This is a genomic window from Mesorhizobium sp. 43Arga (assembly GCF_053714255.1).
In genome coordinates, this window is record NZ_JBSKBO010000001.1 from 694,186 (window position 1) to 717,422 (window position 23,237).

General features: G+C 63.8%; 26 protein-coding genes. 6 read left to right on the forward strand and 20 right to left on the reverse strand.

The annotated features are described in order from the left end of the window. Positions 1–25: 25 nt before the first annotated feature. Complete coding sequence (locus ACWGS8_RS03440; protein ID WP_454579603.1) at positions 26–604, reverse strand: TetR/AcrR family transcriptional regulator; 579 nt, start codon at positions 602–604, stop codon at positions 26–28. Between the two features lie 98 nt (positions 605–702). On the opposite strand from ACWGS8_RS03440, the gene ACWGS8_RS03445 reads away from it, so the two are divergent. Continuing rightward, on the forward strand, positions 703–1,611 hold the full coding sequence (locus ACWGS8_RS03445; RefSeq protein ID WP_454579604.1) for an SDR family oxidoreductase: 909 nt from the start codon (positions 703–705) through the stop codon (positions 1,609–1,611). 17 nt (positions 1,612–1,628) lie between these two features. On the opposite strand, the gene ACWGS8_RS03450 is transcribed toward ACWGS8_RS03445, so the two are convergent. Then, entirely contained in the window at positions 1,629–1,976 is a 348-nt protein-coding gene (locus ACWGS8_RS03450) for a GFA family protein (RefSeq protein WP_454579605.1), read from the reverse strand. A 115-nt stretch (positions 1,977–2,091) separates the two neighbouring features. Here ACWGS8_RS03450 and ACWGS8_RS03455 point away from each other — a divergent pair, with 115 nt between their 5' ends. Continuing rightward, positions 2,092–3,387 (forward strand): amidase, encoded by a 1,296-nt coding sequence (locus ACWGS8_RS03455; RefSeq protein ID WP_454579606.1) that lies wholly within the window; start codon positions 2,092–2,094, stop codon positions 3,385–3,387. Between the two features lie 15 nt (positions 3,388–3,402). Here the strand turns inward: ACWGS8_RS03455 and ACWGS8_RS03460 are convergent, their stop codons facing one another. The 5 genes from ACWGS8_RS03460 to ACWGS8_RS03480 all read right to left on the reverse strand — a co-directional run bounded on the left by ACWGS8_RS03460 (position 3,403) and on the right by ACWGS8_RS03480 (position 7,794). Then, entirely contained in the window at positions 3,403–3,792 is a 390-nt protein-coding gene (locus tag ACWGS8_RS03460) for a hypothetical protein (RefSeq protein ID WP_454579607.1), read from the reverse strand. Positions 3,793–3,965: 173 nt separating this feature from the next. Continuing rightward, positions 3,966–4,952 (reverse strand): hydroxyacid dehydrogenase, encoded by a 987-nt coding sequence (locus ACWGS8_RS03465; protein WP_454579608.1) that lies wholly within the window; start codon positions 4,950–4,952, stop codon positions 3,966–3,968. 2 nt (positions 4,953–4,954) lie between these two features. Further along, positions 4,955–5,674, reverse strand: a complete 720-nt coding sequence (locus ACWGS8_RS03470) for a FadR/GntR family transcriptional regulator (protein WP_454579609.1) — start codon at positions 5,672–5,674, stop codon at positions 4,955–4,957. 2 nt (positions 5,675–5,676) lie between these two features. After that, the gene (locus ACWGS8_RS03475) at positions 5,677–6,846 is read right to left on the reverse strand and encodes a mandelate racemase/muconate lactonizing enzyme family protein (RefSeq protein ID WP_454579610.1); all 1,170 of its coding nucleotides are present in this window, start codon (positions 6,844–6,846) and stop codon (positions 5,677–5,679) included. A 60-nt stretch (positions 6,847–6,906) separates the two neighbouring features. Further along, the gene (locus ACWGS8_RS03480; RefSeq protein WP_454580111.1) at positions 6,907–7,794 is read right to left on the reverse strand and encodes a sugar phosphate isomerase/epimerase family protein; all 888 of its coding nucleotides are present in this window, start codon (positions 7,792–7,794) and stop codon (positions 6,907–6,909) included. A gap of 402 nt (positions 7,795–8,196) precedes the next feature. On the opposite strand from ACWGS8_RS03480, the gene ACWGS8_RS03485 reads away from it, so the two are divergent. From ACWGS8_RS03485 to ACWGS8_RS03495, 3 genes are read left to right on the forward strand one after another with little or no spacing between them, the layout of a single operon-like run. Further along, entirely contained in the window at positions 8,197–9,252 is a 1,056-nt protein-coding gene (locus tag ACWGS8_RS03485; protein WP_044550918.1) for a sugar phosphate isomerase/epimerase family protein, read from the forward strand. A 53-nt stretch (positions 9,253–9,305) separates the two neighbouring features. Beyond that, a complete protein-coding gene (locus ACWGS8_RS03490; protein ID WP_454579611.1) occupies positions 9,306–10,493 on the forward strand; it encodes a Gfo/Idh/MocA family protein in 1,188 nt (395 codons plus the stop codon). Positions 10,494–10,535: 42 nt separating this feature from the next. Beyond that, entirely contained in the window at positions 10,536–11,387 is an 852-nt protein-coding gene (locus ACWGS8_RS03495) for a sugar phosphate isomerase/epimerase family protein (protein WP_454579612.1), read from the forward strand. Between the two features lie 102 nt (positions 11,388–11,489). On the opposite strand, the gene phnE (ACWGS8_RS03500) is transcribed toward ACWGS8_RS03495, so the two are convergent. From phnE (ACWGS8_RS03500) to phnG, 13 genes are all read right to left on the reverse strand, one after another. Then, positions 11,490–12,857 (reverse strand): phosphonate ABC transporter, permease protein PhnE, encoded by a 1,368-nt coding sequence (gene phnE, locus ACWGS8_RS03500; RefSeq protein ID WP_454579613.1) that lies wholly within the window; start codon positions 12,855–12,857, stop codon positions 11,490–11,492. Positions 12,858–12,860: 3 nt separating this feature from the next. Continuing rightward, a complete protein-coding gene (phnE, locus tag ACWGS8_RS03505) occupies positions 12,861–13,832 on the reverse strand; it encodes a phosphonate ABC transporter, permease protein PhnE (RefSeq protein WP_454579614.1) in 972 nt (323 codons plus the stop codon). Positions 13,833–13,888: 56 nt separating this feature from the next. Further along, on the reverse strand, positions 13,889–14,797 hold the full coding sequence (gene phnD / locus ACWGS8_RS03510; protein WP_454579615.1) for a phosphonate ABC transporter substrate-binding protein: 909 nt from the start codon (positions 14,795–14,797) through the stop codon (positions 13,889–13,891). A gap of 90 nt (positions 14,798–14,887) precedes the next feature. Then, the gene (gene phnC / locus ACWGS8_RS03515; RefSeq protein ID WP_454579616.1) at positions 14,888–15,745 is read right to left on the reverse strand and encodes a phosphonate ABC transporter ATP-binding protein; all 858 of its coding nucleotides are present in this window, start codon (positions 15,743–15,745) and stop codon (positions 14,888–14,890) included. 124 nt (positions 15,746–15,869) lie between these two features. Then, complete coding sequence (locus ACWGS8_RS03520; RefSeq protein WP_454579617.1) at positions 15,870–16,580, reverse strand: DUF1868 domain-containing protein; 711 nt, start codon at positions 16,578–16,580, stop codon at positions 15,870–15,872. Between the two features lie 118 nt (positions 16,581–16,698). Beyond that, positions 16,699–17,313, reverse strand: coding sequence for a DapH/DapD/GlmU-related protein (locus ACWGS8_RS03525; protein ID WP_454579618.1), 615 nt, complete (start codon positions 17,311–17,313; stop codon positions 16,699–16,701). Continuing rightward, on the reverse strand, positions 17,310–18,017 hold the full coding sequence (gene phnL, locus ACWGS8_RS03530) for a phosphonate C-P lyase system protein PhnL (RefSeq protein ID WP_454579619.1): 708 nt from the start codon (positions 18,015–18,017) through the stop codon (positions 17,310–17,312). The genes ACWGS8_RS03525 and phnL overlap by 4 nt, the downstream gene beginning before the upstream one ends. Before the next feature lie 68 nt (positions 18,018–18,085). Beyond that, positions 18,086–18,862 (reverse strand): phosphonate C-P lyase system protein PhnK, encoded by a 777-nt coding sequence (phnK, locus tag ACWGS8_RS03535; RefSeq protein WP_013892928.1) that lies wholly within the window; start codon positions 18,860–18,862, stop codon positions 18,086–18,088. Continuing rightward, entirely contained in the window at positions 18,859–19,752 is an 894-nt protein-coding gene (locus ACWGS8_RS03540; RefSeq protein ID WP_454579620.1) for an alpha-D-ribose 1-methylphosphonate 5-phosphate C-P-lyase PhnJ, read from the reverse strand. Before ACWGS8_RS03540 ends, phnK begins: the two co-directional genes overlap by 4 nt. Next, positions 19,749–20,168, reverse strand: a complete 420-nt coding sequence (gene fosX, locus ACWGS8_RS03545) for a FosX/FosE/FosI family fosfomycin resistance hydrolase (RefSeq protein WP_454579621.1) — start codon at positions 20,166–20,168, stop codon at positions 19,749–19,751. The genes ACWGS8_RS03540 and fosX overlap by 4 nt, the downstream gene beginning before the upstream one ends. After that, a complete protein-coding gene (locus tag ACWGS8_RS03550; RefSeq protein WP_454579622.1) occupies positions 20,165–21,277 on the reverse strand; it encodes a carbon-phosphorus lyase complex subunit PhnI in 1,113 nt (370 codons plus the stop codon). Before ACWGS8_RS03550 ends, fosX begins: the two co-directional genes overlap by 4 nt. Position 21,278: 1 nt before the next feature. Continuing rightward, on the reverse strand, positions 21,279–21,890 hold the full coding sequence (gene phnH, locus ACWGS8_RS03555; protein ID WP_454579623.1) for a phosphonate C-P lyase system protein PhnH: 612 nt from the start codon (positions 21,888–21,890) through the stop codon (positions 21,279–21,281). Further along, positions 21,890–22,351, reverse strand: coding sequence for a phosphonate C-P lyase system protein PhnG (gene phnG, locus ACWGS8_RS03560; protein ID WP_454579624.1), 462 nt, complete (start codon positions 22,349–22,351; stop codon positions 21,890–21,892). Before phnG ends, phnH begins: the two co-directional genes overlap by 1 nt. A gap of 121 nt (positions 22,352–22,472) precedes the next feature. On the opposite strand from phnG, the gene phnF reads away from it, so the two are divergent. After that, positions 22,473–23,222, forward strand: coding sequence for a phosphonate metabolism transcriptional regulator PhnF (phnF, locus tag ACWGS8_RS03565; protein WP_454579625.1), 750 nt, complete (start codon positions 22,473–22,475; stop codon positions 23,220–23,222). Positions 23,223–23,237: the final 15 nt, after the last annotated feature.

The following is a 23,237-nucleotide window of genomic DNA, read 5'->3' on the forward strand; positions in this document are numbered from 1 at the left end:
CGCCCATCCGGCGGCTCGGGAACCATCATGGTTTTCGGGCCGCTGCCGTCGTCATGGCGGCAACGAAGCGGTTGAGGCTGTCCTCGACGTAGATGGCGACTTCGATCGTCGGATCGAAACTCCACCACAGCAACGATCCCTGCCAATGCGACGCGATCAGCAGGCCGATATCCTGCGGTGGGCTAGGCGTTCCGGCAAAACAAGCCGCGAGCGCATTGCACAGGGCTGTCTTCCAGGCGGCGCCGCGCGTCCTGAGCATGGGGTCACGCAGATCCTCGCGCAGGACGAGCAGGCCCTCGGCATAGGATTCGATCCCGCCATAGCCTTGCGACAGCGCCACCAGCAATTCGATCGCGCCGGCCGACGTTCTTGGAACAGCGGCCGCCAGCGTCCTGGTCTTGTCGTCAAGAGCATCCCAGGCATGCAGCAAGGTGCGCTGCTTCAACCGCGCCTTGTTCCCGAAGCGCTGCACCAGGGTTGCGCCCGAGAGGCCACAGGCTTTTGCGAGGCGCTCGAACGTGAGCGCTTCCGGGCCATGCTCGTGGATCAATCGCAATGCAGCTTCCAGCACCTGTTCGTCGGTCTGGGTTTTGGGTCGGGTCATCTTGACATCCTGACATAACCGAATGATCATTTATATATGATACGCGCGGCGTAAGCCAGCTCGGATTTCATCGATGGTGCCGTTCCTGGGAGAGTTCAATGACGTTGCAAGGAAAAGTTGCCCTGGTCGCCGGTGGCACACGGGGTGCCGGACGCGGCATAGCGGTCGAGCTCGGCGCTGCCGGCGCAACGGTCTATGTCACGGGGCGAAGCATACGTGCCCAGCAATCCGAATATTCCCGGCCCGAAACAATCGAGGAGACGGCGGAGTTGGTCACGGCGAACGGTGGCAGCGGCATCGCCGTCCAGGTCGATCATCTCGTGGCCGATGACGTGCGCGGGCTCATCGAGCGCATCCGCAAAGAACAGGGCCGCCTCGACATACTGGTCAACGACATCTGGGGCGGTGAAAAGCTGTTCGAATGGGACAAGCCGGTCTGGGAGCACAATCTGGACAACGGCTTGCGTATGCTGCGTCTGGCCATCGACACCCATTTGATCACCGCCCACCATGCGCTACCGCTCTTGATCGAGCAGCCGGGCGGACTGCTGGTGGAAGTCACCGACGGCACGGCCGAATACAATGCCGAGCACTACCGCCTGTCGCCCTTCTACGACCTTGCCAAGGTCGCGGTGAACCGCATGGCGTGGGCTCACGCCAAGGACCTTGCAAAGCACGGTGCCACCTCCGTCTCTTTGACGCCAGGCTGGCTGCGGTCGGAGATGATGCTGGAGGCCTTTGGGGTGCGCGAGGAGAATTGGCGCGATGCCACGGTGAAGGTGCCGCATTTCGTCATTTCGGAGACGCCGCGTTTCGTTGGGCGCGCGGTTGCTGCGTTGGCGGCGGACACGGACCGCTCGCGCTGGAACGGGCAGTCGTTGTCCAGCGGCGGGCTGGCGCAGGTCTACGGCTTTACCGATCTCGACGGCTCGCGGCCCGATGCCTGGCGCTATGTGCCGGAGGTTCAGGACGCCGGCAAGCCCGCCGATGCAACGGGGTATCGGTAGAGCAATCGGGAATCGCCTCAGGCCGAACGCCCGTCGAAGTCGAAGATCGACAAGGTGGACGGGTCGATGTCGGCGACGCAGTTGAGGTTGATATAGGCGCTACGCTCACCGCCTTCCCTGACATCCTCGGCGAAAGGATGGATGCCGCAGGTGCGGCAGAAGCGGTGCGCCATGGCATGGTTTCCGAATGTATAAGTGCCCAGATCGTCGCCCCAGGCCAGGACCGTCAGGTCCCCATGCGGGATGGCGCACAAGAGCGCGCCCTTGCGCGAGCAGATCGAACAATTGCACCGCACGGCGCCCGTCAGTTCCGCCTTGAATTGGAAGGCGACCTTGCCGCAGTGGCAACTGCCTTTGTACAGCATCAGTATCTTCCCATCGCTGGCAGGTGCAAAGGCACGCTGGCCGGGTTATCCCTTCCGCAAGCCCATCGACCGCTTGCCTAAAAGACGTTGCATCCTTGCGGAGTCCGACATCGACATGCAATCCATCCGCGACCGTCTCGAAATCATCCTGTCACGTCTTGCCAGCCGTGCGGCCGATGAAAAGGTCTTCACCAAGCTCTATGCCGAGGCCGCGCGGGCTGCCGCTGACGCCAGCGATGCCCGCGGCCGAGCCGGCGTGACGCTCGGGCCGCTCGACGGCGTCATCGTCTCGATCAAGGATCTGTTCGATGTTGCCGGCGAACCAACCACGGCTGGCTCGCTGATGCGCGCGACCGCAGCACCTGCGCTCCGCGATGCCGCTATTGTCAACCGGCTTCGGCAAGCCGGCGCTGTTATCATCGGTAAGACCAATATGACAGAATTCGCCTTCACGGCGATCGGCGACAACATGCACTACGGTACGCCAGGCAACGCCGTCGACGCCAGCCGTATTCCCGGTGGTTCGTCCTCCGGCGCCGGTGTTTCCGTCGGTGAGGGGACGAGCGACATCTCGATCGGATCCGATACCGGCGGGTCAATCCGCATTCCGGCATCGCTGAATGGCGTCATCGGTTTCAAGCCTACAGCGCGGCGGGTGCCGCTGACCGGCGCCTTTCCGCTGTCGGGCACTCTGGACTCGATCGGGCCGCTTGCCCGAACCGTGGCGCAATGTGCCGCCACAGACGCGGTGATGGCTAGCGAGGCGCCGACCGAGCTGGCGGCCATATCGCTCGCGGGACTTCGGGTTGGTGTGCCGCGCGGCGTTCTTTTTGGCGACACGGAAGGTGAAGTTGCCGCGGCGTTCGAGCGTTGTCTCGGCAGGATCGAGCAGGCCGGCGCGCGCGTTGCCGATCTGGTGATCGACGACATGATCGCGGAGTTCAGGACCGCCACCAAGCGTGGCTCGATCGCTGCCATGGAAGGGGCCGAAGTGCATGCCGACTGGCTGGCGACAGGTGCATCGGTGCCGGTCGACCCGCAAGTCAGCGGGCCTTTGTCGCGGGCGGCGGCGCTGCCCGCGCCCGTCTATATCAGGGCCCTGCGCCGCCGCAGCGCGCTCGTTGCCGCCATGGACGAGCGGCTGGCATCGGTCGATGTGCTGGCCTTGCCAACCACGCCGGTGATGGCGCCGACCATCGTTTCCCTGGCGGGGGATGCCGAGCTGCGCGACCGCGTCGAAGGCCTGCTGCTGCGCAACACGCAGGTGGCGAACCAGTTCGACCTCTGCGCGATATCGCTGCCGATGCCCGGCATGGCGCTGCCGGCAGGACTGATGCTGGTCGCGCGCAACGGCCATGACCGGCATCTGCTGCGGATTGCCGCTGAAGTGGAGAGGCTGCTGCGCGGCTGATCGGCAATTGGCCGATCAGGGCGATGAACAGCGCTTGCGTTCACTGTCCTTGGCGGTGCGGACGATGCGGGTCGCGACCTGCCATGGCAGGCTGTAGTCCTTGCCTGTGATGGTCTGGGTACGCTGCTCGATCGAGCCCCTGACGACAATCTTGCCGCTGTAAAGCACGTCGGACTGATCCGTTATCGCCTTGTCGGCCTGCGGCAATCCCCTGGCGTCGATCGACACACCCTTGATGGTCTTGCCGGTGGCAAGGTCGAGCGCGCTGTTCGACGGGCAGGGCGCCTGGAAGCAGCGCAACCCGTTGTCGCAATAAACATAGCTGCTCTGGGCCGCGGCGAATGCCGGCAGGGCGCAGATGGACGAGGCTGCGGCAATCAGAAATGCGTGGCGAAGACCGGACATGGCTGCACCGTCGCGGAGAATTGGGGCGAAACAGCGGTTGCTATAGCTCAAGCAGTTCACCGTTTCATGGAAACGGCGAGCTGCTCTAACTCTTTTGTTTTGACGCAATTCCCTCGGGAAAGCGCTACGCGCTTTTCCCGGGAAAACCGCTTCGCACTTTTCCTGGGATTGCTCTAGGCCGGAAAGCGCTGCCGGTAGTGATCGACCACTTCCGAATTGCGCAGATTGACCGGCAGCTTGCCCGCTAGCACCAGCAAGGCTTCGCCCGCCGCGCCGACGCCCATGCGCATCATCGATTCCTCGGTAATTCCTGCCATATGCGGGGTGATGATGACGTTGTCGAAGCCGAAAAAGGGATGATTGGACGGCAGCGGCTGCGTCGAAAACACGTCGAGTGCCGCACCGCCGATGCGGCGTTCCCGCAAGGCCTCGATCAGGGCGTCGTCATCGACGACCGGACCACGCGAAACGTTGATCAAAAGAGCATTGGGTTTCATGCGGGCGATACGCTCGCGGCTGATCAGGCCACGCGTTTCCGGCGTCAGCGGACAGCAGAGCACGATGATGTCGCTCTGCTCGACCAGCGCGTCGATCGACAGAAAGCCGACTTTTTCGGGCGCCGGCTGCATGCTGCGCGTCGTTGCCACCACCTTCAGGTCGAAACCGTGCGCAGCGACATGGCCGACGGCCTGGCCGACGGCGCCGAGGCCGACAATGCCGATGGTCTTGCCGGCAAGTTCAGTGTTGGAATTGGCGTGCTCGCGTCCGGCGAGCCAGCCCTTGGCGCGCAAGTCGCGGTCGACCCGGCGGAATTGCCGCAGCAGCGCAAGTGCGGTGAACATCACATGTTCCGCCACCGAGCGGGCATTGACCGCCGGCACATTGGCCACCAGCACGCCCGCGGCGGTTGCCGCCTCCATCGGGATCATGTCGAGCCCGGCCCCATGGCGGATCGCAGCCCTCAGCTTCCAGGCACCCTCGAACAAAGCCGGCGGCAGGGGCGCGCGGACGATGACGATGTCGGCGTCCTTGGCCTCCCGGGTCAAGGTGGCAGGATCGAGCGCCGATGCGATGACGAGCTGGCCGGCGCCGGCGAGCCTGGCCGAGGCGCGCGGATGCAGCGGATGGGTCGACAGAATCTTTGGCACGGTCTGGGCCATTGTCAGGCCTTTTCGAGCGCCTGGCTCGCGGGCACAGCCGCATTGCCGCCCTCGATCAGGCCCTTCCAGTAGCTCTCCGCCCCTTGCAGATGGGCGCTCATCAGCGCCTGGGCGAGATTGCCGTCGCGGCGCAGCAGTGCCTCGTAGATCTGTACGTGCTCGGCATGCGAACGCACGCTGCGTTCGGGATCGTTGAAATAGATCGGCAGGCGCTGTTCGCCCATCAGATAGTAGACACTGCAGATGTTGTGGAAGACGCTGTTCTTGGTGGCGCGCACAATCTCGAGGTGGAACTCGCGGTCCTCCTTGGCGAGGCCCTCGCCGGCGGCGATGCGTTCCTCGGAAGCCTTGAGTATCTCGCGCAGCCGCTCGAAATTCTCCTCGGTGGCGCGCGAGCAGGCTAGTTCGGCGGCCTTGATCTCGTGGATCTTGCGCAATTCGACCGTCTCGTAAATCTGCAAGGGATCGAGCGGCAGGCCGGCGCGCGCGAACAGCGCCAGCGCCTCGACGCTAGCCTGCTTGGTGTCGATGTAGATGCCGGATTTGGCGCGCCGCTCGACGATGCGCATGGCTTCAAGGATCGCCAGCGCCTCGCGGATCTGGCCGCGGCTGACGGCGAAATACTCCGCCAGCTCACGTTCGGATGGGGTGCGGCCGCTCTCCTTGTCCGAGTGGGAGAACAGATAGGCTGCGAGTTCCGCGAGAAGGTTCTTTTCTTTCATCGTCAATTGCTTTGCGCGTGCGCCTCCAGGAATCGCTCAGAAACGGTGAATCCCAATCCGGGCTTTTCCGGGATCGCTATCATACCGTCCTGTGCTTCGACAGCCTCTTCGATCAGATCGTGGATCATCGGGTTGGCGCCGAGCGAATATTCGACCGTGAAACTCGACGGCGAGGCGGCGCAGATATGCAGCCCGGCGAAGAAGCAGGGCGCGCCGGCCCACAGATGCGGCGCAAAGCGCAGATTGAAGGCGCTGGCGATGGTGCCGATCTTCATCGCCTCGCTGATGCCACCGCAAAAGGCGGGATCGGGCTGGAAGATGTCGGCGGCCTTGAGCACGGCGAGGTCGCGGAAGGCATAGCGCGTCGCCTCGCTTTCGCCGGTGGCGATCGGCACGGCGCCGGAGGCGCGCACTTCCGCCATGCCCGACTTGTCGTCGGCGATCACCGGTTCCTCGAACCAGGCAAGATCGAGGTCGCTGACAAGGTGGATGAAGCGCTTGGCCTCCGCCACCGTATAGGTGCCGTGGGCGTCGACCATCAGCTCGACATCGGGGCCGAGCGCGTGGCGCGCGGCGCGGACCCGGGCCGCCGACAGGTGCGCCGCGCCGTCCATGGCGCCGACCCGCATCTTCAGCGCCTTGAAGCCGCCCCGGGCAATGTAGGATTTCAACTGTTCGCCGATGGCATCGGCGGAGGCCCAGCCGCCCGAGGCATAGGCCTGCATGCGGTCGATCTTGCGGCCACCGAGCAGCCGCCAGACCGGCTGGCCGAGCGACTTGCCAAGGATATCCCAAAGCGCGATGTCGACGGCGCTGATGGCAGCGATGCTCATGCCGCGCCGCGCCAGTTGCGGCATGGCGTGGCCGGCGCGGGCGGCACTTTCATGGCGCACGCCATTGTAGAGCATTTCCCAGATGATGCCGATGTCGGCCGGATCGCGGCCGATCAGCTGCGGCCCGACCTCCTGGTTCAGCATGTGGACAAGGGCGCCGTAGCTGCCGGCGCTGCCTGCTGCGTTCTTGCCTTCGCCCCAGCCGACCAGTCCGTCATCGGTTTCGATGCGCAAGATGGCGGCGTCGAAGGTCGTCACCTGGCCGAAGTCGCTGCGGTGCTGCCGAGCGGCTTCGATCGGAATGCGGACCCACCAGGCTTGGACGGTCTTGATGCGCATGTCGTTCCCCAGCCCTGCCGCCGGTCAGGGCGAAAGGGCAAATTTCCCAACAGTCGTCGACTACTTGATCAGCGGCAGCAGCGTTTCGGCGGTGATGCGCATCTGGTCGGTGTAGAATTTCTCGGTCAGCACGCTGGAGCCGTGATCCTGGATGAACTTCAGCTGCTCAGGCGAGATATCGACCGGGTGGCGCTCGACCATTTCGGGATAGGGCGCTGCCGGCGTGCGGTCGACCGGCGCGACGAATTCATTGGTCAGCGCGCCGTCGTAGCCGACTTCCTTCAAGGTGGCGACGATCTTTGGCCAGTCGATCTGGCCGAGGCCGGCTGCGAAGCGGTTGTTGTCGGCGACGTGGAAGTCGAACAGGCGCTTTCCGACCTTACGGATGGCGTCGTAGACGTTAAATTCCTCCATATGGATGTGGTAGGCGTCGAGGCAGACGCCGCATTCGGGGCTGACCGCGTCGGCCAGCGCCAGCGCCTGGGCGCCGCGATTGAACAGATAGGTTTCGAAACGGTTGAGTGGCTCGACGGCGATCTTGACGCCGACCTTCTTGGCATGGGTGAAGCATTCGCGGGTCGCGTCGACCACCCATTTCCATTCCTCTTCCTCGTTGCCGTCCGGCACCACCTTACCGACCGTCGCGGGGACGAGCGTGATGATTTCGCCATCGAGCTCGCTGACCATGGTCAGTACGTCCTTGACGTACTGCACCGAGCGCTCGCGCTGGCCCTGGTTCTTGGCGGCAAGGTTGCGTTCGCCCAGCATCAGGGTCACCGCGCCCCAGCAGCGAATGCCATGCTCCTTCAACAGCGCCCGCGTCTCCTTCGTCTTGTACTGCTCGGGCTCGCCGGAAATCTCGATCGACTCATAGCCGAACTTCTTGATGCGCTTGAGCGTCGTCTCCAATGGTTCCGCCCGCATCCAGTTGTGCGTCGAAAGATGCATGGTCTGTCCTTCCCAAAATCGTCCGTAGCGTTTGCCTGCGACATGCGTCGCCGAAAGACGACGCATGGGTTCCTCCCCAAGGCATCCCCAGCCTTTTTTCCTGCAAACTGGTTCGACCAATTGGGCCTTAAGCGAGGTCTACAGCAAATTGCCTGGAACGGCAAGAAGCGCGGATGCGCAACTTGCCGTTCGAATTATTCCGTTGATTATATTGTGATATATGCCGATAGTTCGGACATTCGCAGAGCTCGGCCGATGCATTGTCAGGCTTGACCAAATTCCGCTATTTGGTAATACCAGAATGGCAGTGCCTGCAAAGCGCCCAATGCAAAAAGACCAAAATGGCTGGCCCTGCTTCCAATCGGCGCTATGCTTGGTCGCGACACAATGAGGGAGGAGCCGATGCCGACGACAATGAAGGGCCCTGGACTGTTTCTGGCGCAGTTCGCGGGTGACGCAGCGCCATTCAATTCGCTGGCCGCGATCACCAAATGGGCCGCCGGTCTCGGCTATAAGGGCGTGCAGATCCCGACCTGGGACGCGCGCCTGTTCGACCTCGAGAAAGCAGCGTCTTCCAAGACCTATTGCGACGAGGTGAAGGGCATTTGCGCCGATGCCGGCGTGGAGATCACTGAATTGTCGACGCATCTGCAGGGACAGTTGGTGGCGGTGCATCCAGCCTATGACGCGCAGTTCGACGGCTTCGCGCCGGCCTCGGTCCACAACAATCCCAAGGCGCGGCAGAAATGGGCGGTCGAACAGATGAAGTTCGGCGCCAAGGCTTCGAAGAATCTCGGCCTCAAGGCTTCGGTGTCCTTCTCCGGTGCGCTGGCTTTCCCCTACCTCTACCCCTGGCCGCAGCGGCCGGCCGGTCTGATCGAGGAGGCCTTCGCCGAACTCGGCAAGCGCTGGAAGCCGATCCTCGACGTCTATGAGGACAATGGCGTCGATGTCGGCTACGAAATCCATCCCGGCGAGGACGTGTTCGACGGCGCCACCTTCGAGATGTTCCTCGACGCGGTCGGTGGCCACAAGCGCTGCAACATCAACTACGATCCGTCGCACTTCCTGCTGCAGCAGCTCGACTATCTCGAATTCATCGACATCTACCACGAGCGCATCAAGGCCTTCCACGTCAAGGACGCCGAGTTCAACCCGACCGGCCGGCAAGGCGTCTATTCCGGCTATCAGAGCTGGACCAACCGCGCAGGACGCTTCCGCTCGCTCGGTGACGGGCAGGTGGATTTCGGCGGCATCTTCTCCAAGTTGACGCAGTACAATTATGATTCCTGGGCGGTGCTGGAATGGGAGTGCTGCCTCAAGCACCCCGAGGATGGAGCGGCCGAAGGGGCGCCTTTCATCCAGCATCACATCATCCGCGTGACGGAGAAGGCATTCGACGACTTTGCCGGCGGCGCGACGGACAAGAAAGTGCTGCGCGCGATGATGGGAATTTGACACGGCTTCCCTCCCCGTGAGGGGAGGAGCATCCAAGACACGAGGGAGAAAACATGGTCGGCGCATCGAAATCGGAAACGGGAGGCGGCCCGATCCGCTATGGCATGGTCGGCGGCGGGCAAGGCGCCTTCATCGGCGCGGTGCACCGCATCGCGGCGCGCCTGGACAATGAGTTCGTGCTGGTGGCTGGCGCGCTATCGGCGAACCCCGAGCGCGCCAAGGCTTCGGCCGCCGAACTCGGGCTCGATCCGGACCGCAGCTACGCTTCCTATGCCGAGATGGCCAAGGCCGAGGCCAAGCGCCCCGACGGCATCGAGGCGGTGGCCATCGTCACCCCCAACAATGTGCACGTACCGGCTGCCAAGGCCTTCCTCGAGGCCGGCATCCACGTCATCTGCGACAAGCCGCTGGCAACGACACTGGCCGAGGCGAAAAAGCTTGCCGCGGTCGTCGAGAAGACCGGCAAGGTGTTCGTGCTCACCCATAATTACACAGCCTATCCGATGGTGCGGCAGGCGCGCGAAATGGTGGCCAAGGGTGTACTTGGCGACATTCGCGTCGTGCAGTCGGAATATCCGCAGGACTGGCTGACCGAGGATCTAGCCGCCACCGGCCAGAAGCAGGCGTCATGGCGCGGCGATCCCAAGCAGGCGGGCGCCGGCGGCGCGCTGGGCGACATCGGCACCCATGCCTACAATCTGGCGCGCTTCGTCTCGGGACTGGAGCTGGACTCCCTGTCGGCCGATCTCGATGCCTTCGTGCCTGGGCGGCTGCTCGACGACAATGTCAATGTCATGCTGCGCTTCAAGCCCACCGGCAAGACGCATCCGGCCAAGGGCATGATCTGGGCCAGCCAGGTGGCGCCGGGCCATGAAAACGGGCTGAAGCTGCGCATCTATGGCTCGAAGGGCGGGCTGGAATGGGTGCAGGCCGATCCCAACTATCTCTGGTACACGCCGTTCGGCCAGCCAAAGCAGCTGATCACCCGCAACGGCGCTGGCGCGCTGCCGGTGGCGGGCCGCGTCAGCCGCGTGCCGTCAGGCCATCCCGAGGGCTATCTCGAAGGCTTCGCCAACATCTACCAGGAGGCGGCGCGCGCCATCCGCGCGGCGCGCAAGAAGGGTGGCAAGCCCGCAAAGGACGTCGTCTTCCCGACCGTCCAGGATGGCGTCGAGGGCATGGCCTTCATCGAGGCCTGTGTGAAATCGTCGAAGAAGAATGGAGCGTGGACCAAACTCTAAAACAAAAATGATCCGGGGGGATCAAACGGGGGAGGGCTGTCGATGAAAATCGGCATGTGCATGTTTTTGTGGACGACGGCGGTGTCGAAGAAGCATGAGCCATTGCTTCGCGACATCAAGGCGACAGGCTTCGACGGCGTCGAAATACCGATCTTCGCCGGCATGCCGGACGACTATAAAAAGCTCGGCGACCTGCTCGATCGCATCGGGCTGGAGCGGACCGCGGTCTCGGCGATGGGCGATCCCTCGATGAACCTGATCTCGGCCGATGCGGCAACGCGCAAGGCCGGTATCGCTTACATGAAATGGGCTGTTGATTGCGCCGATGCACTTGGCGCCAGGACGCTCAGCGGACCGCTGCATTCGACGCTCGGCGCCTTTTCCGGCAGCGGGCCGACACCCGCCGAGAAGAACCGGTCCATCGCCTCGCAGCGTGCCATCGGCGACCATGCCGGCACGCGGAACGTCACCATCGGGCTGGAGGCGCTGAACCGCTTCGAATGTTATCTCTTCAACACGATGGCGGACCTGTCGGAGCACATCGATGCCGTCGGCCGCCCGCACATCAAGGCGATGTACGACACCTTTCATGCCAATATCGAGGAGGCCGACCCGATCGGCGCCTATACGAAGCATCGCCGGAATGTCGTGCACATCCACATATCGGAGAACGATCGCGGCGTGCCGGGGCGCGGCAACATTCCGTGGAAAGAGACGTTCGCGGCGATCCGCAAGAGCGGCTATGACGACTGGCTGACGATAGAGGCGTTCGGGCGGTCGCTGAAGGATCTGGCGGCGGCGACAAAGGTGTGGCGCGATTTTTCCGAAACCCCGGAAGCGGTGTATCGCGAGGGGTATAAGCATATCAGGAATGGTTGGAAGAAGGCGGCTTAGGCTCCTCCGTTCGTCATCCTCGGGTCTGCGCCGTTTCGCTTCGCTCCTTGCTTCGCCCGTGGATGACGAAGGAGGAGGGGATGGCTGCTGGCTTTGCGCTTGCTACCCCTGCTCGGCCTGGATCCTGTTGTAGTCGTGAATCGTCCGGCTCAGTCGGCGGCGCAGGAAGTTCGAGATGTTGTCGAAGATGAAGACGACCAGCAGGATCAACAGCACCATGTAGAAGACGTTGGCCCAGTTGGAGTTGGTGCGCATCGCTTCCCATAGCTTCAGGCCGATGCCGCCCGCACCGACGGCGCCGATGATGGTGGCGCCGCGGGTGTTGGACTCCCACTGATAGAGCGTCTGGCTGATGAAGACCGGGATGACTTCCGGCATCACGCCGTAGCGCTGCACCAGAAGGCCGTTGGCGCCGGTCGACAGCACGCCTTCGCGCGGCTTGTCGTCGATGTTCTCCAGCGCCTCCGAATAGGTTTTGCCGAGCGTGCCGATCTCGGTGAAGAAGATCGCGGCACTGCCCGCAAGCGGGCCGGGGCCGAACGCACGGGTGAAGAACAGCGCCCAGATCAGCATGTCGACCGAGCGCATGAAGTCGAAGAAGCGCTTCAGGACCTGGCTAAGCATGCGGCTCGGCGTGATGTTGCGGGCGGCGAAGAAGGCAAGCGGGAAGGCGACGATGCCACCGAGCAGCGTGCCCAGGAACGCCATGACGATGGTCTGCAGCAGCTTCGTCCAGACGTCGCCGTGCTGCCACTGGGCGTTGTTCCAGATGTTGTCGCCGGCCAGCGCCAGGTTCGAGGTGCCCGGCTTCAATTCAGGCCCGGACATGATCAGCGAAATCACCTCTCCGGCTGGTTTGCCGAAGAAGGGCGAGCGTGTGTCGAAGACAAAATTCGCCCAGCCGAGGAAACGCTTGCGCACCTTGACGCGGTCGACGGTAACGCGCACCTCGCCGACGAAGCCCATCTTGGCGACCACCTCGTCGTCATGCGCGGTGATCCAGCCCGGCACCGGGCCTGATATCACCGGCTTGCCGCTGGTCAGCGAAACCGGCACGGTCTGGCCGTTGGCTGTAATCGTCGCCTGAGCCTTGTCGAAAGTCACGGATTTCGCCGGACCATCGATCAGCACGGTGAAGGTGCCATCCGGGTTCTTGATCACCCAGTCGGGGTTCGGGTTCTCGCCAAGCGCGGAAAAGCGCGGGTATTTTGGCGTGATCTCAGCCTGGTCGAGGCGGAATTCCGGCTGCAGGTCGTAGCTGATCCATTGTGACAGGAACAGCGGCAGACGCTCCCAGTGCGATTCCCGCAGCACTTGCGGCAGGCTGAAGAACCACAGGACATAGATGAGATAGGTCAGGATGCCGACGAACAGGAACAGCGGTGCGAAGCGTTTGTACAGCGGCCGCCGGAACACCTGCGGATAGCGCTCCTCGATCGACAGTATCTCCTCGGCGGTCATAGTCGCCATGGTCTAGGCCCCCATCATAAAGGCCTGTTCGCCGACCAGCTTGCGGCGCAGCCAGGCGGAGAACTGGTCGATGATGAAGATGGTCGTGAACAACAGCAGCACCAGCGCCAGCGTCTTGGCGCCGAAGCCGCGCGAGATGGAGAGCTTCAACTCCTCGCCGATGCCGCCGCCGCCGACGGCGCCGATGATGGTCGAGGCGCGGACATTGATCTCGACGCGCAGCAGTGTGTAGGACATGAAATTGGGCAGCACCTGCGGCAGGTCGGCAAAGCGCACGCGCTCGAACCAGTTAGCCCCGACCGCACGCAGGCCTTCCTCGGCCCGCATGTCGATGTTCTCGTTGATCTCGTAGAACAGCTTGCCGAGTGCGCCGATCGAATGCAGGCCGATGGCGATGATGGCGGCGATCGGGCCGATGGAGACGATGGCCGCGAACAGGCCGGCAATGACGATCTCCGGAAAGGCGCGCAGCAGCTCCATGAAGCGCTTGACGATCAGCCGCAGGACGGGATGGGGCGTCAGGTTGCGTGCGGCGATGAAGGAAAACGGTACGGCGAAGATGAAACCGACGAAGGTCGAGACCAGGGCCACATTGACCGTCGTGATCATCAGCTCGAAATATTCGGGGATGTAGAAACCGCCCCAGACATAGATCCGGCCAAGCGGGAAATTGTATTCCTGGGTGCCGCTGTCATGCGGCGAGGCAATGTCGAACAGTGCCCGCCAGACGTCGTTCCAGTCCTTGGGGAGCAGCCAGCTCAAAAAATCCAGAATATGCGGCAGCCGGTCGAAGAAGTGTCCGGCATTGGCCTCATCGGCGAACCACATGCTGGCGAGCATCGCGGCGAGCAGCAGGCCGACGCCAAGCACTGTATAGAACCGGCGCAGCGACGTCTGGCGTCGCCAGGCATCGGCCATCGGGTGGGGGGCGCCAGACGAGGCTGTCAATGAGGGGGCTGTCACGGAAAGGGTCATGATCGGAGATGCAAAAAGGGCGGCGCTTTTGAGCACCGCCCTTTCCGATTTCGCCGTTAGCCGCCGATGGCTGCCTTACGGGCTTCGACGATGACTTTGTAGAAGTCCGGCTTCACCGGAACGTAGCCGGTGAAATCGCCGCCTTCGACGCCCTCGAAGCAGGCCTTGTCCTTCTTCGGGAGCTCGGTGAAGAAGGCGGCGAGCTTAGCGGTCATCCCGTCGCCGAGCGCGGTGCGCACGACCAGCGGGCCGTTCGGGATCAGACCCGAGCGCCAGACTTCGACGAAGTCGTTGGGGTCGACAGCGCCCTTGGCGACTTCCTTGTGGAAGGTGCCGGAGGTGTAGCCGTTCTTGAAGTCGCCGATGCCGGAAGAGTCGTCGACCGCGACATCGACCTTGCCATCGCGCACGGCCAGGACGTTGTTCTCATGGCCGCCATTGAACTGGGTCGAGGCGAAGAAGCTCTCGTTCGACTGGCCGGTGGTCTTCGGAATCTGGGTCAGCGGGATCAGGTAGCCGGAGGTCGAATCCGGGTCGGCATAGCCGAGCTTCTTGCCCTTGGCCGACTTGATGTCGGTGATGCCCGAGGTCTTCAGAGCCAGGCCGATCGAATAATAGCCGGTGGAACCGTCGGTCTGCTTGGTGGTGAGGAACGGGGTCACCGCCTTGGGATCCTTGAGATAGACGCTGGCGTAGCCGGAAGCGCCGAGTTCGGCGAAGTCGAGCGTGCCGCCGAGCAGGCCCTGGATGACGCCGTCATAATCGGCAGCGGGGAACAGCGACACCTTCTCGAAGCCGAATTCGGCCTTCAGATGGTCGGCCAGGCACTGATAGTTGCGCAGCCGGTCGGTTTCGTTTTCTCCGCCCAGAATGCCGACGCGGAATTCCTTCATGTCGGCTGCGTGGGCCATGCTGGTCGCCATGGCGAGGACCGAAACGGCGCTGAAAACCATCTTCCTGAACATTTGATGTCTCTCCTGTAAGTTCCGGCCCCGCGCCGGCAGCGTTCTTGATCTTGACAAGTGCCCTTGACGCGGGCGGACGATCCAGTGCGCTCAGTAACCCGGGAATGCGGGTTCGAGCGGTCCGGCGGATGCGGCAATCTTCTGCTTGAAGGCAACGCTGGTGGAGGTGATGGCCTCCGATATCTCTGCACCACTGCTGTCGGCGCCATAGACGAGGCGCACGGCCTCACGGTTGAGTTCTTCGGGCGGGCCGTCGAAGACGACCTTGCCGGCGGCCATGCCGATGATGCGGTTGCAATAGGCGCGCGCTGTGTCGAGCGTATGCAGATTGGTGACGACGGTGATGCCCTCGCGCAGATTGATGTCCTGCAGCGAATCCATCACCACCTTGGCGTTGAGCGGGTCGAGCGAGGCGATCGGCTCGTCGGCGAGGATCACTTTGGGCTGCTGCATCATGGCACGGGCGATAGCGACACGCTGCTGCTGTCCACCAGACAAGGTGCCGGCCGGCTGAAGCGCGGTGCGGGCTATGTCGAGCCGCTCGAGCGCGGCGACTGCCTCGGCGCATTCGGCGCGCGAGAACATGCCGAGAAGGTTGGATAGGGTCGAACGGTGGTTCAACTTGCCAAGCAGGACGTTGGTCAGCACGTCGAGGCGAGGCACCAGGTTGAACTGCTGGAAGATCATGGCGCAATCGCGCTGCCAGCGCCGCAGCGGCGAGCCGCGCAACTGGGAGACCTCGGCGCCGTCAAAAAAAATCGACCCCTGGCTGGGGTCGACAAGACGGTTGATCATGCGAAGAAGGGTCGATTTGCCAGCGCCCGAACGGCCGATGACGCCAACCATCTGGCCCTGCGGGATCGAGATGTTGACGTCGCTGACGGCGGTGTTCTTACCAAATCGTCGGCTGACACCGCGGATTTCGAGCGTGGCAGAGCTTGCTGACATGAGCAGGTTCCAGTCCGGACCTTATTGATCGTCAGGCATTCGCCTAGCGCAGCCACATGAACCTGCCGTGTCGCCAGCATGTCAGTTTTGTTACGCTCCACAGGCGCGACCGTTACCTTGGCAATCAGCCGAGCACCAGCAATTCCTCGAAATGCTTCATGTCGCGGAAAGCACAGAAGGCTGGCGCCTTGATCTCGATCACCGGAGCCTGCCTTGCGAAGAGAGCCAGGCAATCGTCGAACAGCGCCTGCCACGCTGCCGCACGGTCGTCGGCAAGACGCTGGATCTGATAGGCGAAGGTGATGTGGAAGACATAAGCGTCATGATCGGGGTGCCGGTAGCCGAACGGCACCGCCAGGGCATCGCGCCATCGACGCATGATCCGCACGTCCTCGTCGGTCGCGCCGGCCACGGTGAGGCCGGTCGGCACGACCTCGACCACCTTGATGTTGAACGGGCCGAAGCCCTCGAAGCCCTTCAGGCGCTCCAGATAGAGGCGGGTCATGGCGTCGATGCTGGTGTCGAGCGGCGCGTCCTGCGGCCAGAAGGGCAAGCGACGGCGATATTCGATGATGCCCTGGAACAGCGTCATATGCAGGCTGGAGACAGGCGTGAAGGCCAGACGGTCGGCATCGGGCATGGCGAGCATCCGCTCGCGGACCTCCAGAACCACCGCTTCGGAGGGTGAGCCGCTGACGAGATGGCTGACGATCGTGTTGCCGGGCTCAGTCAGGAACTTGCCCGAGGTGTCGTAGCGGGTGCCGAGATGCGCCGGCGGGATCGGATTGGAGCCGGCAAAGAATCCGGAAAGCGAGGGTCTGACGGTGTCAAGCATGGCAATCTCCTTGGGGGAGATGGCGTCCTGTCCGAGTCCTGTGTCAGGGATATGAACAGGCTCCCTTATGACGATGATGTGAGGAAAACCGGTTCCCAATTTTCCTGGAATTGCTCTATCACTCGTATTTCTCCAGGAACGCTTCGGCAGAAAGTTCACGAAAATCCTCAAGCGACGCGCGCAGCCTGGCATGATCCCAGTCCCACCAGGCGAGCGCCTGGTAGCGCTCGGCGGTGCGGCGGTCGAAGCGCTCGCGGATCGGCTTGGCCGGCACTCCGGCGACGATGGTGTAAGGCGCGACATCCTTCGAGACGACGGCGCCGGCGCCAACCGCCGCGCCATTGCCGACAGTGACACCGGGCAGGACGGTCGAGCCATGGCCGAGCCAGGTGTCGTGACCGATGGTGACGCGCTTGGCGCGGCGCTGGGCGAAGAATTCGCTCTCGTGCTCGGCGTCGTCCCAATAGTCCGAGGCGCGGTAGGTGAAATGATGCAGCGTCGGTCGCCAGGTCGGGTGGTTGGTGGCATTGAGGCGCACGCTCGCCGCGATGTTGGCGAACTTGCCGATCGTCGCGCACCAGACAGCGCAATCCTGCATCATGTAGGAATAGTCGCCGAGTTCGCTCTCCGAAACCCGGCTGCGGTCGGCGATCTCGGTCCAGCGGCCGAGGGTCGAATTGTGCACCTCGGCCGTCGGGTGAACCAGCGGCGTCTCCGACAATTTCCTGGTCATGCCGCGAGTTTTCCTGGAGCAAAAGCGGTGACGTCGATGATGCGGTCGGCTACCGCCTCGCGCACGTCATGATCGTGGAAGATGCCGAGCAGGGCGACACCCGCCGCCTTCTTGGCGGCGATGAGTTCGATCACCACGTCGCGGTTGGTGGCGTCGAGCGAGGCGGTTGGCTCGTCGAGCAGCAGGACAGGGTGCTCGGTGATGAAGCCGCGCGCGATGTTGACGCGCTGCTGCTCGCCGCCGGAGAAGGTCGCCGGCGGCAGCGCCCAGAGTTTTTCCGGCAGGTTGAGCTGCGCCAGCAGGGCGCGTGCCTTGCCTCTGGCCGCCTCGCGTTCCCCGCCGCGCTCGACCAGCGGCTCGGCGACGACGTCGAGCGCCGAGACACGGGGCACGGTGCGCAGGAACTGGCTGACATAGCCTATCGTTTGCCGGCGAACGGAAAGCACGGTGCGCGGGCTGGCGTTGGCAAGATCGATCAGTCCGTCCTCGTGGCTGACGATGATCTGGCCCTCGTCGACGGCATAGTTGCCGTAAAGCATCTTCAGGATCGAGCTCTTGCCGGCGCCCGACGGGCCGCCGAGCACGGTGCATTCGCCCGCCTTGATCGAGAACGAGACACCGGCGACGACAGGCAGCTTGATGCCATCGCGCAGATGCATGGTAAAGCTCTTGGCGACGTCGGAAACAACGAGCGGGGTCGGCATGATCAGTGTCCTTTTTTTGCCGCATGGTCCGGTCCGAAAACCGGTTTCCCCTTTTCGGGATCATGCGGCTACACCTGCAAAATGGAAGAAACGAGAAGCTGCGTGTAGGGGGCGCGCGGGTCGTCGAGCACGCGGTCGGTGAGGCCGCTTTCGACGACGCGGCCGTCCTTCATCACCATCATGCGCTGCGACAGCAGGCGCGCCACGGCGAGATCGTGGGTGACGACGATGGCCGCGAGGCCGAGATCGGTGACCAGCCCGCGCAACAGGTCGAGCAGGCGTGCCTGCACCGAGACGTCGAGGCCGCCGGTCGGCTCGTCCATGAACACCAGCCGTGGTCCGGTGACGAGGTTGCGGGCGATCTGCAGGCGCTGGCGCATGCCGCCCGAAAAGGCGCGCGGCTCGTCGTCGATGCGGTCCTGCTCGATCTCGACGCGCGACAGCCAGTCGACGGCCGTGGCGCGGATCTTGCCGTAGTGACGGTCGCCGACCGCCATCAGCCGTTCGCCGACATTGGCGCCGGCCGACACCGTCATGCGCAGGCCGTCGGCCGGGTTCTGGTGGACAAAGCCCCAGTCGGTGCGCATCAGGAAGCGGCGCTCGGCCTCGCTCATGCGGTAGAGCTCGCGGAACTGGCCGTCGCGCATGCGGTAGCTGGCGGTGCCGGAAGACGGCAAGAGCCGCGTCGACAGGCAGTTGAGCAGCGTCGTCTTGCCGGAACCGGATTCGCCGACGACCGCCAGGACTTCGCCCGGCCACAGGTCGAAGGAGACGTTGTCGCAGCCGACGCGCGAACCGTAGAATTTGGAGAGCGCCGAGACGCGCAGCAGCGGTTCGTCGGTCATTGCGCCGGCTCCATTTTTTCAAGATGGGTTTCTTGAGCAAGATGGCCGCGATGGCCCTCTTCACGCCGCTTCTCGCAATGGTCGGTGTCGGAGCAGACGAACATGTGGCCGCCATGGTCGTCGAGAATGACCTCGTCGAGATAGACGTTCTCGGCCGCGCACAGCGCGCAGGGCTGGTCGAAAGTCTGCACCTCGAACGGATGATCCTCGAAATCGAGGCTGACGACATCGGTGAAGGGCGGCACCGCGTAGATGCGCTTTTCACGGCCGGCGCCGAACAGCTGCAGCGCCGGCGAGCGGTGCATCTTGGGATTGTCGAATTTCGGCGTTGGCGAGGGGTCCATCACATAGCGGCCCTCGACCTTGACCGGATAGGCATAGGTGGTGGCGATGCGGCCGTGCTTGGCGATGTCCTCATAGAGCTTCACATGCATGAGGCCATACTCCTCCAGCGCATGCATCTTGCGCGTTTCGGTCTCGCGCGGCTCGAGAAAGCGCAGCGGCTCGGGGATCGGCACCTGATAGACCAGCACCTGGCCTGCCGTCAGCGGATGCTCGGGGATGCGGTGGCGGGTCTGGATGATGGTGGCGCTGGCCGTATCGGTGGTGACAGCGACATTGGCGACCTTCTTGAAGAAGGCGCGGATCGACACCGCATTGGTGGTGTCGTCGGCACCCTGGTCGATGACCTTCAGCACGTCGTCGGGGCCGATGATCGAGGCGGTGACCTGGACGCCGCCGGTGCCCCAGCCATAGGGCATCGGCATTTCGCGCGAGGCGAAGGGCACCTGATAGCCTGGAATGGCGATGCCCTTGAGGATCGCACGGCGGATCATCCGCTTGGTCTGTTCGTCGAGATAGGCGAAGTTGTAGGTGGCGATGTCGGTCATGATGCGACCTCAAGTCCTTTGGCGTAGCACGTCAGCCGCTCATTGAGCGTCCCGGTGTGCAGTTCGAACATGTGATTGTCGTCGTCGTAGAAATAGATCGAGCGGCCTTCGCCCTCGACGCGCGGACGTGGCGGGCGCATGTCGAGGCCTAGCCTGCCGACGCGCTCGGCGTAGCGGTCGAAATCGGCGTCATCGATCTTGAAGGCGATGTGGTTGTAGCTGCGTTCGGACAGCTTCTCGCCTTGCATGATGGCGATCCAGATGTCGCCGATCAGGAAGAATTTTTCGCGCGACAGCGAGAACTGCTTGGCATCGCTGGCATAGACCTCGCGGGCGTCGAAAATTCCGGTCAGGATTTCAGTCATCCGGTCGAGATCCCTGACGATGAAAGTCATGTGGGAGAGGCCCTCGATCATTCCGCGGCCTCCCGCTTCTCTTCCACCTTGGCCGGGTTCTCCCGGGCCTCGTACTCGGCGCGCATGCGGCGCACGAGGTCGAGCTCGGCCTGGAAGTCGACATAATGCGGCAGCTTCAGATGCTCGACGAAACCGGTCGCCTGGACATTGTCGGAATGCGAGATGACGAACTCTTCGTCCTGGGCGGCGGCGACAATGTCCTCGCCGAGCTCGGAGGCGCGCAGCGCCCGGTCGCAGAGCGCCATGGCCATCGCCTTGCGCTCGCTCTGGCCGAAGACCAGGCCGTAGCCGCGGGTGAATTGCGGCGGCGCCTTGGCCGAGCCCTTGAACTGGTTGACCATCTGGCATTCGGTGACCCGCACAGTGCCGAGCGGGGCTGCGAAGGGCAGTTCGGGAACATCGAGTTCCAGCTCGACCTCGCCGATGCGGATTTCGCCGACAAAGGGATGGTTGCGGGCGTAGCCACGCTGGGTGGAATAGCCGAGCGCCAGGAGAAAACCCTCGTCGCCGCGCGACAACGCCTGCAGGCGGATGTCGCGCGCCATCGGGAATTCCAGCGGCTCGCGGGTGATGTCGCCGGGGACGTGGTCCTGCGGCATCTCGCCATCCGGTTCGATCAGGCCTTCTCGGGCGAGGATCGCCGAGACGCGCGGCATGGCCTGCGCTTCCGTCTCGCGCCGCAAGGGTGCGGCGACATCGGAGCCAGCGGCAAGTTCGGGGTCGAGGAGCCGGTGCGTGTAGTCGAAGGTCGGGCCGAGCAGCTGACCGCCGGGCAGGTCCTTGTAGGTTGCCGAGACGCGCCGCTCGACCAGCATGGCGCCGGTGTCGATCGGCTTGCTGTAGCCGAAGCGCGGCAGCGTCGTGCGATAGGCGCGCACCAGGAAGATTGCCTCGATCATGTCGCCGCGCGCCTGGACGATGGCGAGTGCGGCGAGCTCCCGGTCATAGAGCGAGCCTTCGCTCATCACCCGGTCGACGCCGAGCGCCAGCTGCTCGACGATCTGGTCGAGGCGCAGTGCCGGTACCGAACGGTCGCCGCGCCGGCGATCGGCGAGCAGGCTGTGGGCGTTACGAATAGCGGCTTCGCCGCCCTTTACCGCGACATACATCTTACGCCTCCATCGTCTTGATGCGCGTCGTGCGCGGCAGGCAGGCTATGCCTTCAGCGGTGGCGAGGATGATGTCGACGCCGCGCGGAAAGCGCTTGTTGTTCTGCTTCCACTGCTCGATGAAATGACGCGGCATCATCGCCGGCGCGATCGTGGTGCTGGTTTCGATGCCTGGGCCTTCGAGCAACAGCGGAGCGCCCGAGGTGAGATCGCTGACCTGCAGGATCAGGGTGGTCGACCGGTCGGGATAGTCCTGCGTTCCCTGTGAAAAGCCGTCGAGCGCCATCATCTCGGCCGGCGTGGCGACAAAGGCGAAATGCGCGTCGGCAGGCGTGTTGGCCAGCGGCGCGCCGGTATGGAAACCAAGCCAGGAGCCGATCGCGGCGGAGGTGTGCAGGGCCGGGTCGAGCCAGAGCGGCGTGTCGTTGTCGCAGAGCGCCAGTGCCACGGCGCCAGCGGTCGCCGAGAGCGGCGCCGGCGGACGGGCCAAGGCCGGCAGAGACTGCACGCGGCCCGGCCGCGCCATCGCGTCCATAACCGCGCGAAACACCGTCTGGGCGTCGAACACCGGATCGGCGAAGCCGCCCTCGATCGATTGCGCTGCGATATCCATCAGTCTTCTCCGCGAACCATGGTGAAGAAATCCACTTTCGTTGCCGCCGTCTCGGCCCGGCGTTTTTCCTGGACAGTGGCGAGCGCCGACCGCAAAGGCGCGATCAGCCTGGTCTCGACCTCAGCGCGGTGGGCAGGGTCCTGCCAGAGCGCGTCGGCGATCGCCGCCAGCTTCGCCTTCTGCTTGTCGCGACCAAGCGCATAGCAATGACCGACCTGTCCGGATGGCAGCCGGACGGTGGCGCGGGTGACGGTCGCCTCGCCGACATTGAACGGTGCGCCGCCGCCGCCGATGCGACCGCGCAACGTCACGAGCCCGGTTTCGGGACCGCGCAGCAGTTCGGCTTGCGAAGGCAGGCCGGCCTCGTTCCAGAGCCGGACGATGTCGTCGCCGCTCGATTGCGCCAGCGTCGCCATGGCGGCCTTGCGTTCGGCCTGGTCGCGGGCTTCCTGTCCTCGCATCGGCAGCATTCCTCTTTGCTAAATTTGTCTATTGATATAGACAACTATACAAATTATACATATTACCTAACGCGAGTCCATGACGGGTGGATGACAGGGGATAGATGGCCGGGGGCAATTCGTGATCGGGCGACAGGAAGCCGACAGCATCGAACGGCGCAGCGGCGTCTCGCTGTGGCGGCAGATCGCCGACAGGATCCTGCAGGCGATCGCCACCGGCGATTTCGCCGAGAATGCCGCGCTGCCGCCGGAGGTGGCGCTGGCCGAGCGCTATGGCGTCAATCGCCACACGGTGCGTAGCGCCATATCGGCGCTTGTGCAGGAAGGAGTGCTGCGGGCCGAGCAGGGGCGTGGCACGTTCGTGCTGTCACGCAAGCGGCTGTCCTACCCAATCGGCGCACGCACACGTTTTTCGGCCGGCCTGCAAGGGCAGACTTCGGAACGGCACATCGTGCTGCTCTCCTCATCGGTCGAGCTGGCCAGCCCGCGCGTCGCCGAAGGCCTGGGCCTTGCCAGGGGCGCCGAGGTGATCCGGCTGGAGACACGCGGTGAAGCCGATGGACGGCCGGTGTCGCGCGCAGCCGGCTGGTTTGATGCCAGGCGCTTTGCCGGCATCGACAAGGCGATGGCAGAGACTGGCTCGATCACCGCGTCGCTGGCCCGCTTCGGCATAGACGATTATCTCCGGCAATCGACCGTGCTGTCGGCGCGCCATGCCGATGCGGCCGATCTCGCCGACCTCGACCTGCAGCCAGGCGCCATCGTGCTGGTCACGGTGGCCGTCAACATCACGCCGGACGGCCAGCCGATCCAGTTTTCCGAGTCGCGCTTTCCGGCGGAGCGGGTGGAGCTGAAGCTCTCGGCGCTGTGAGGCGAATTCTGCCGA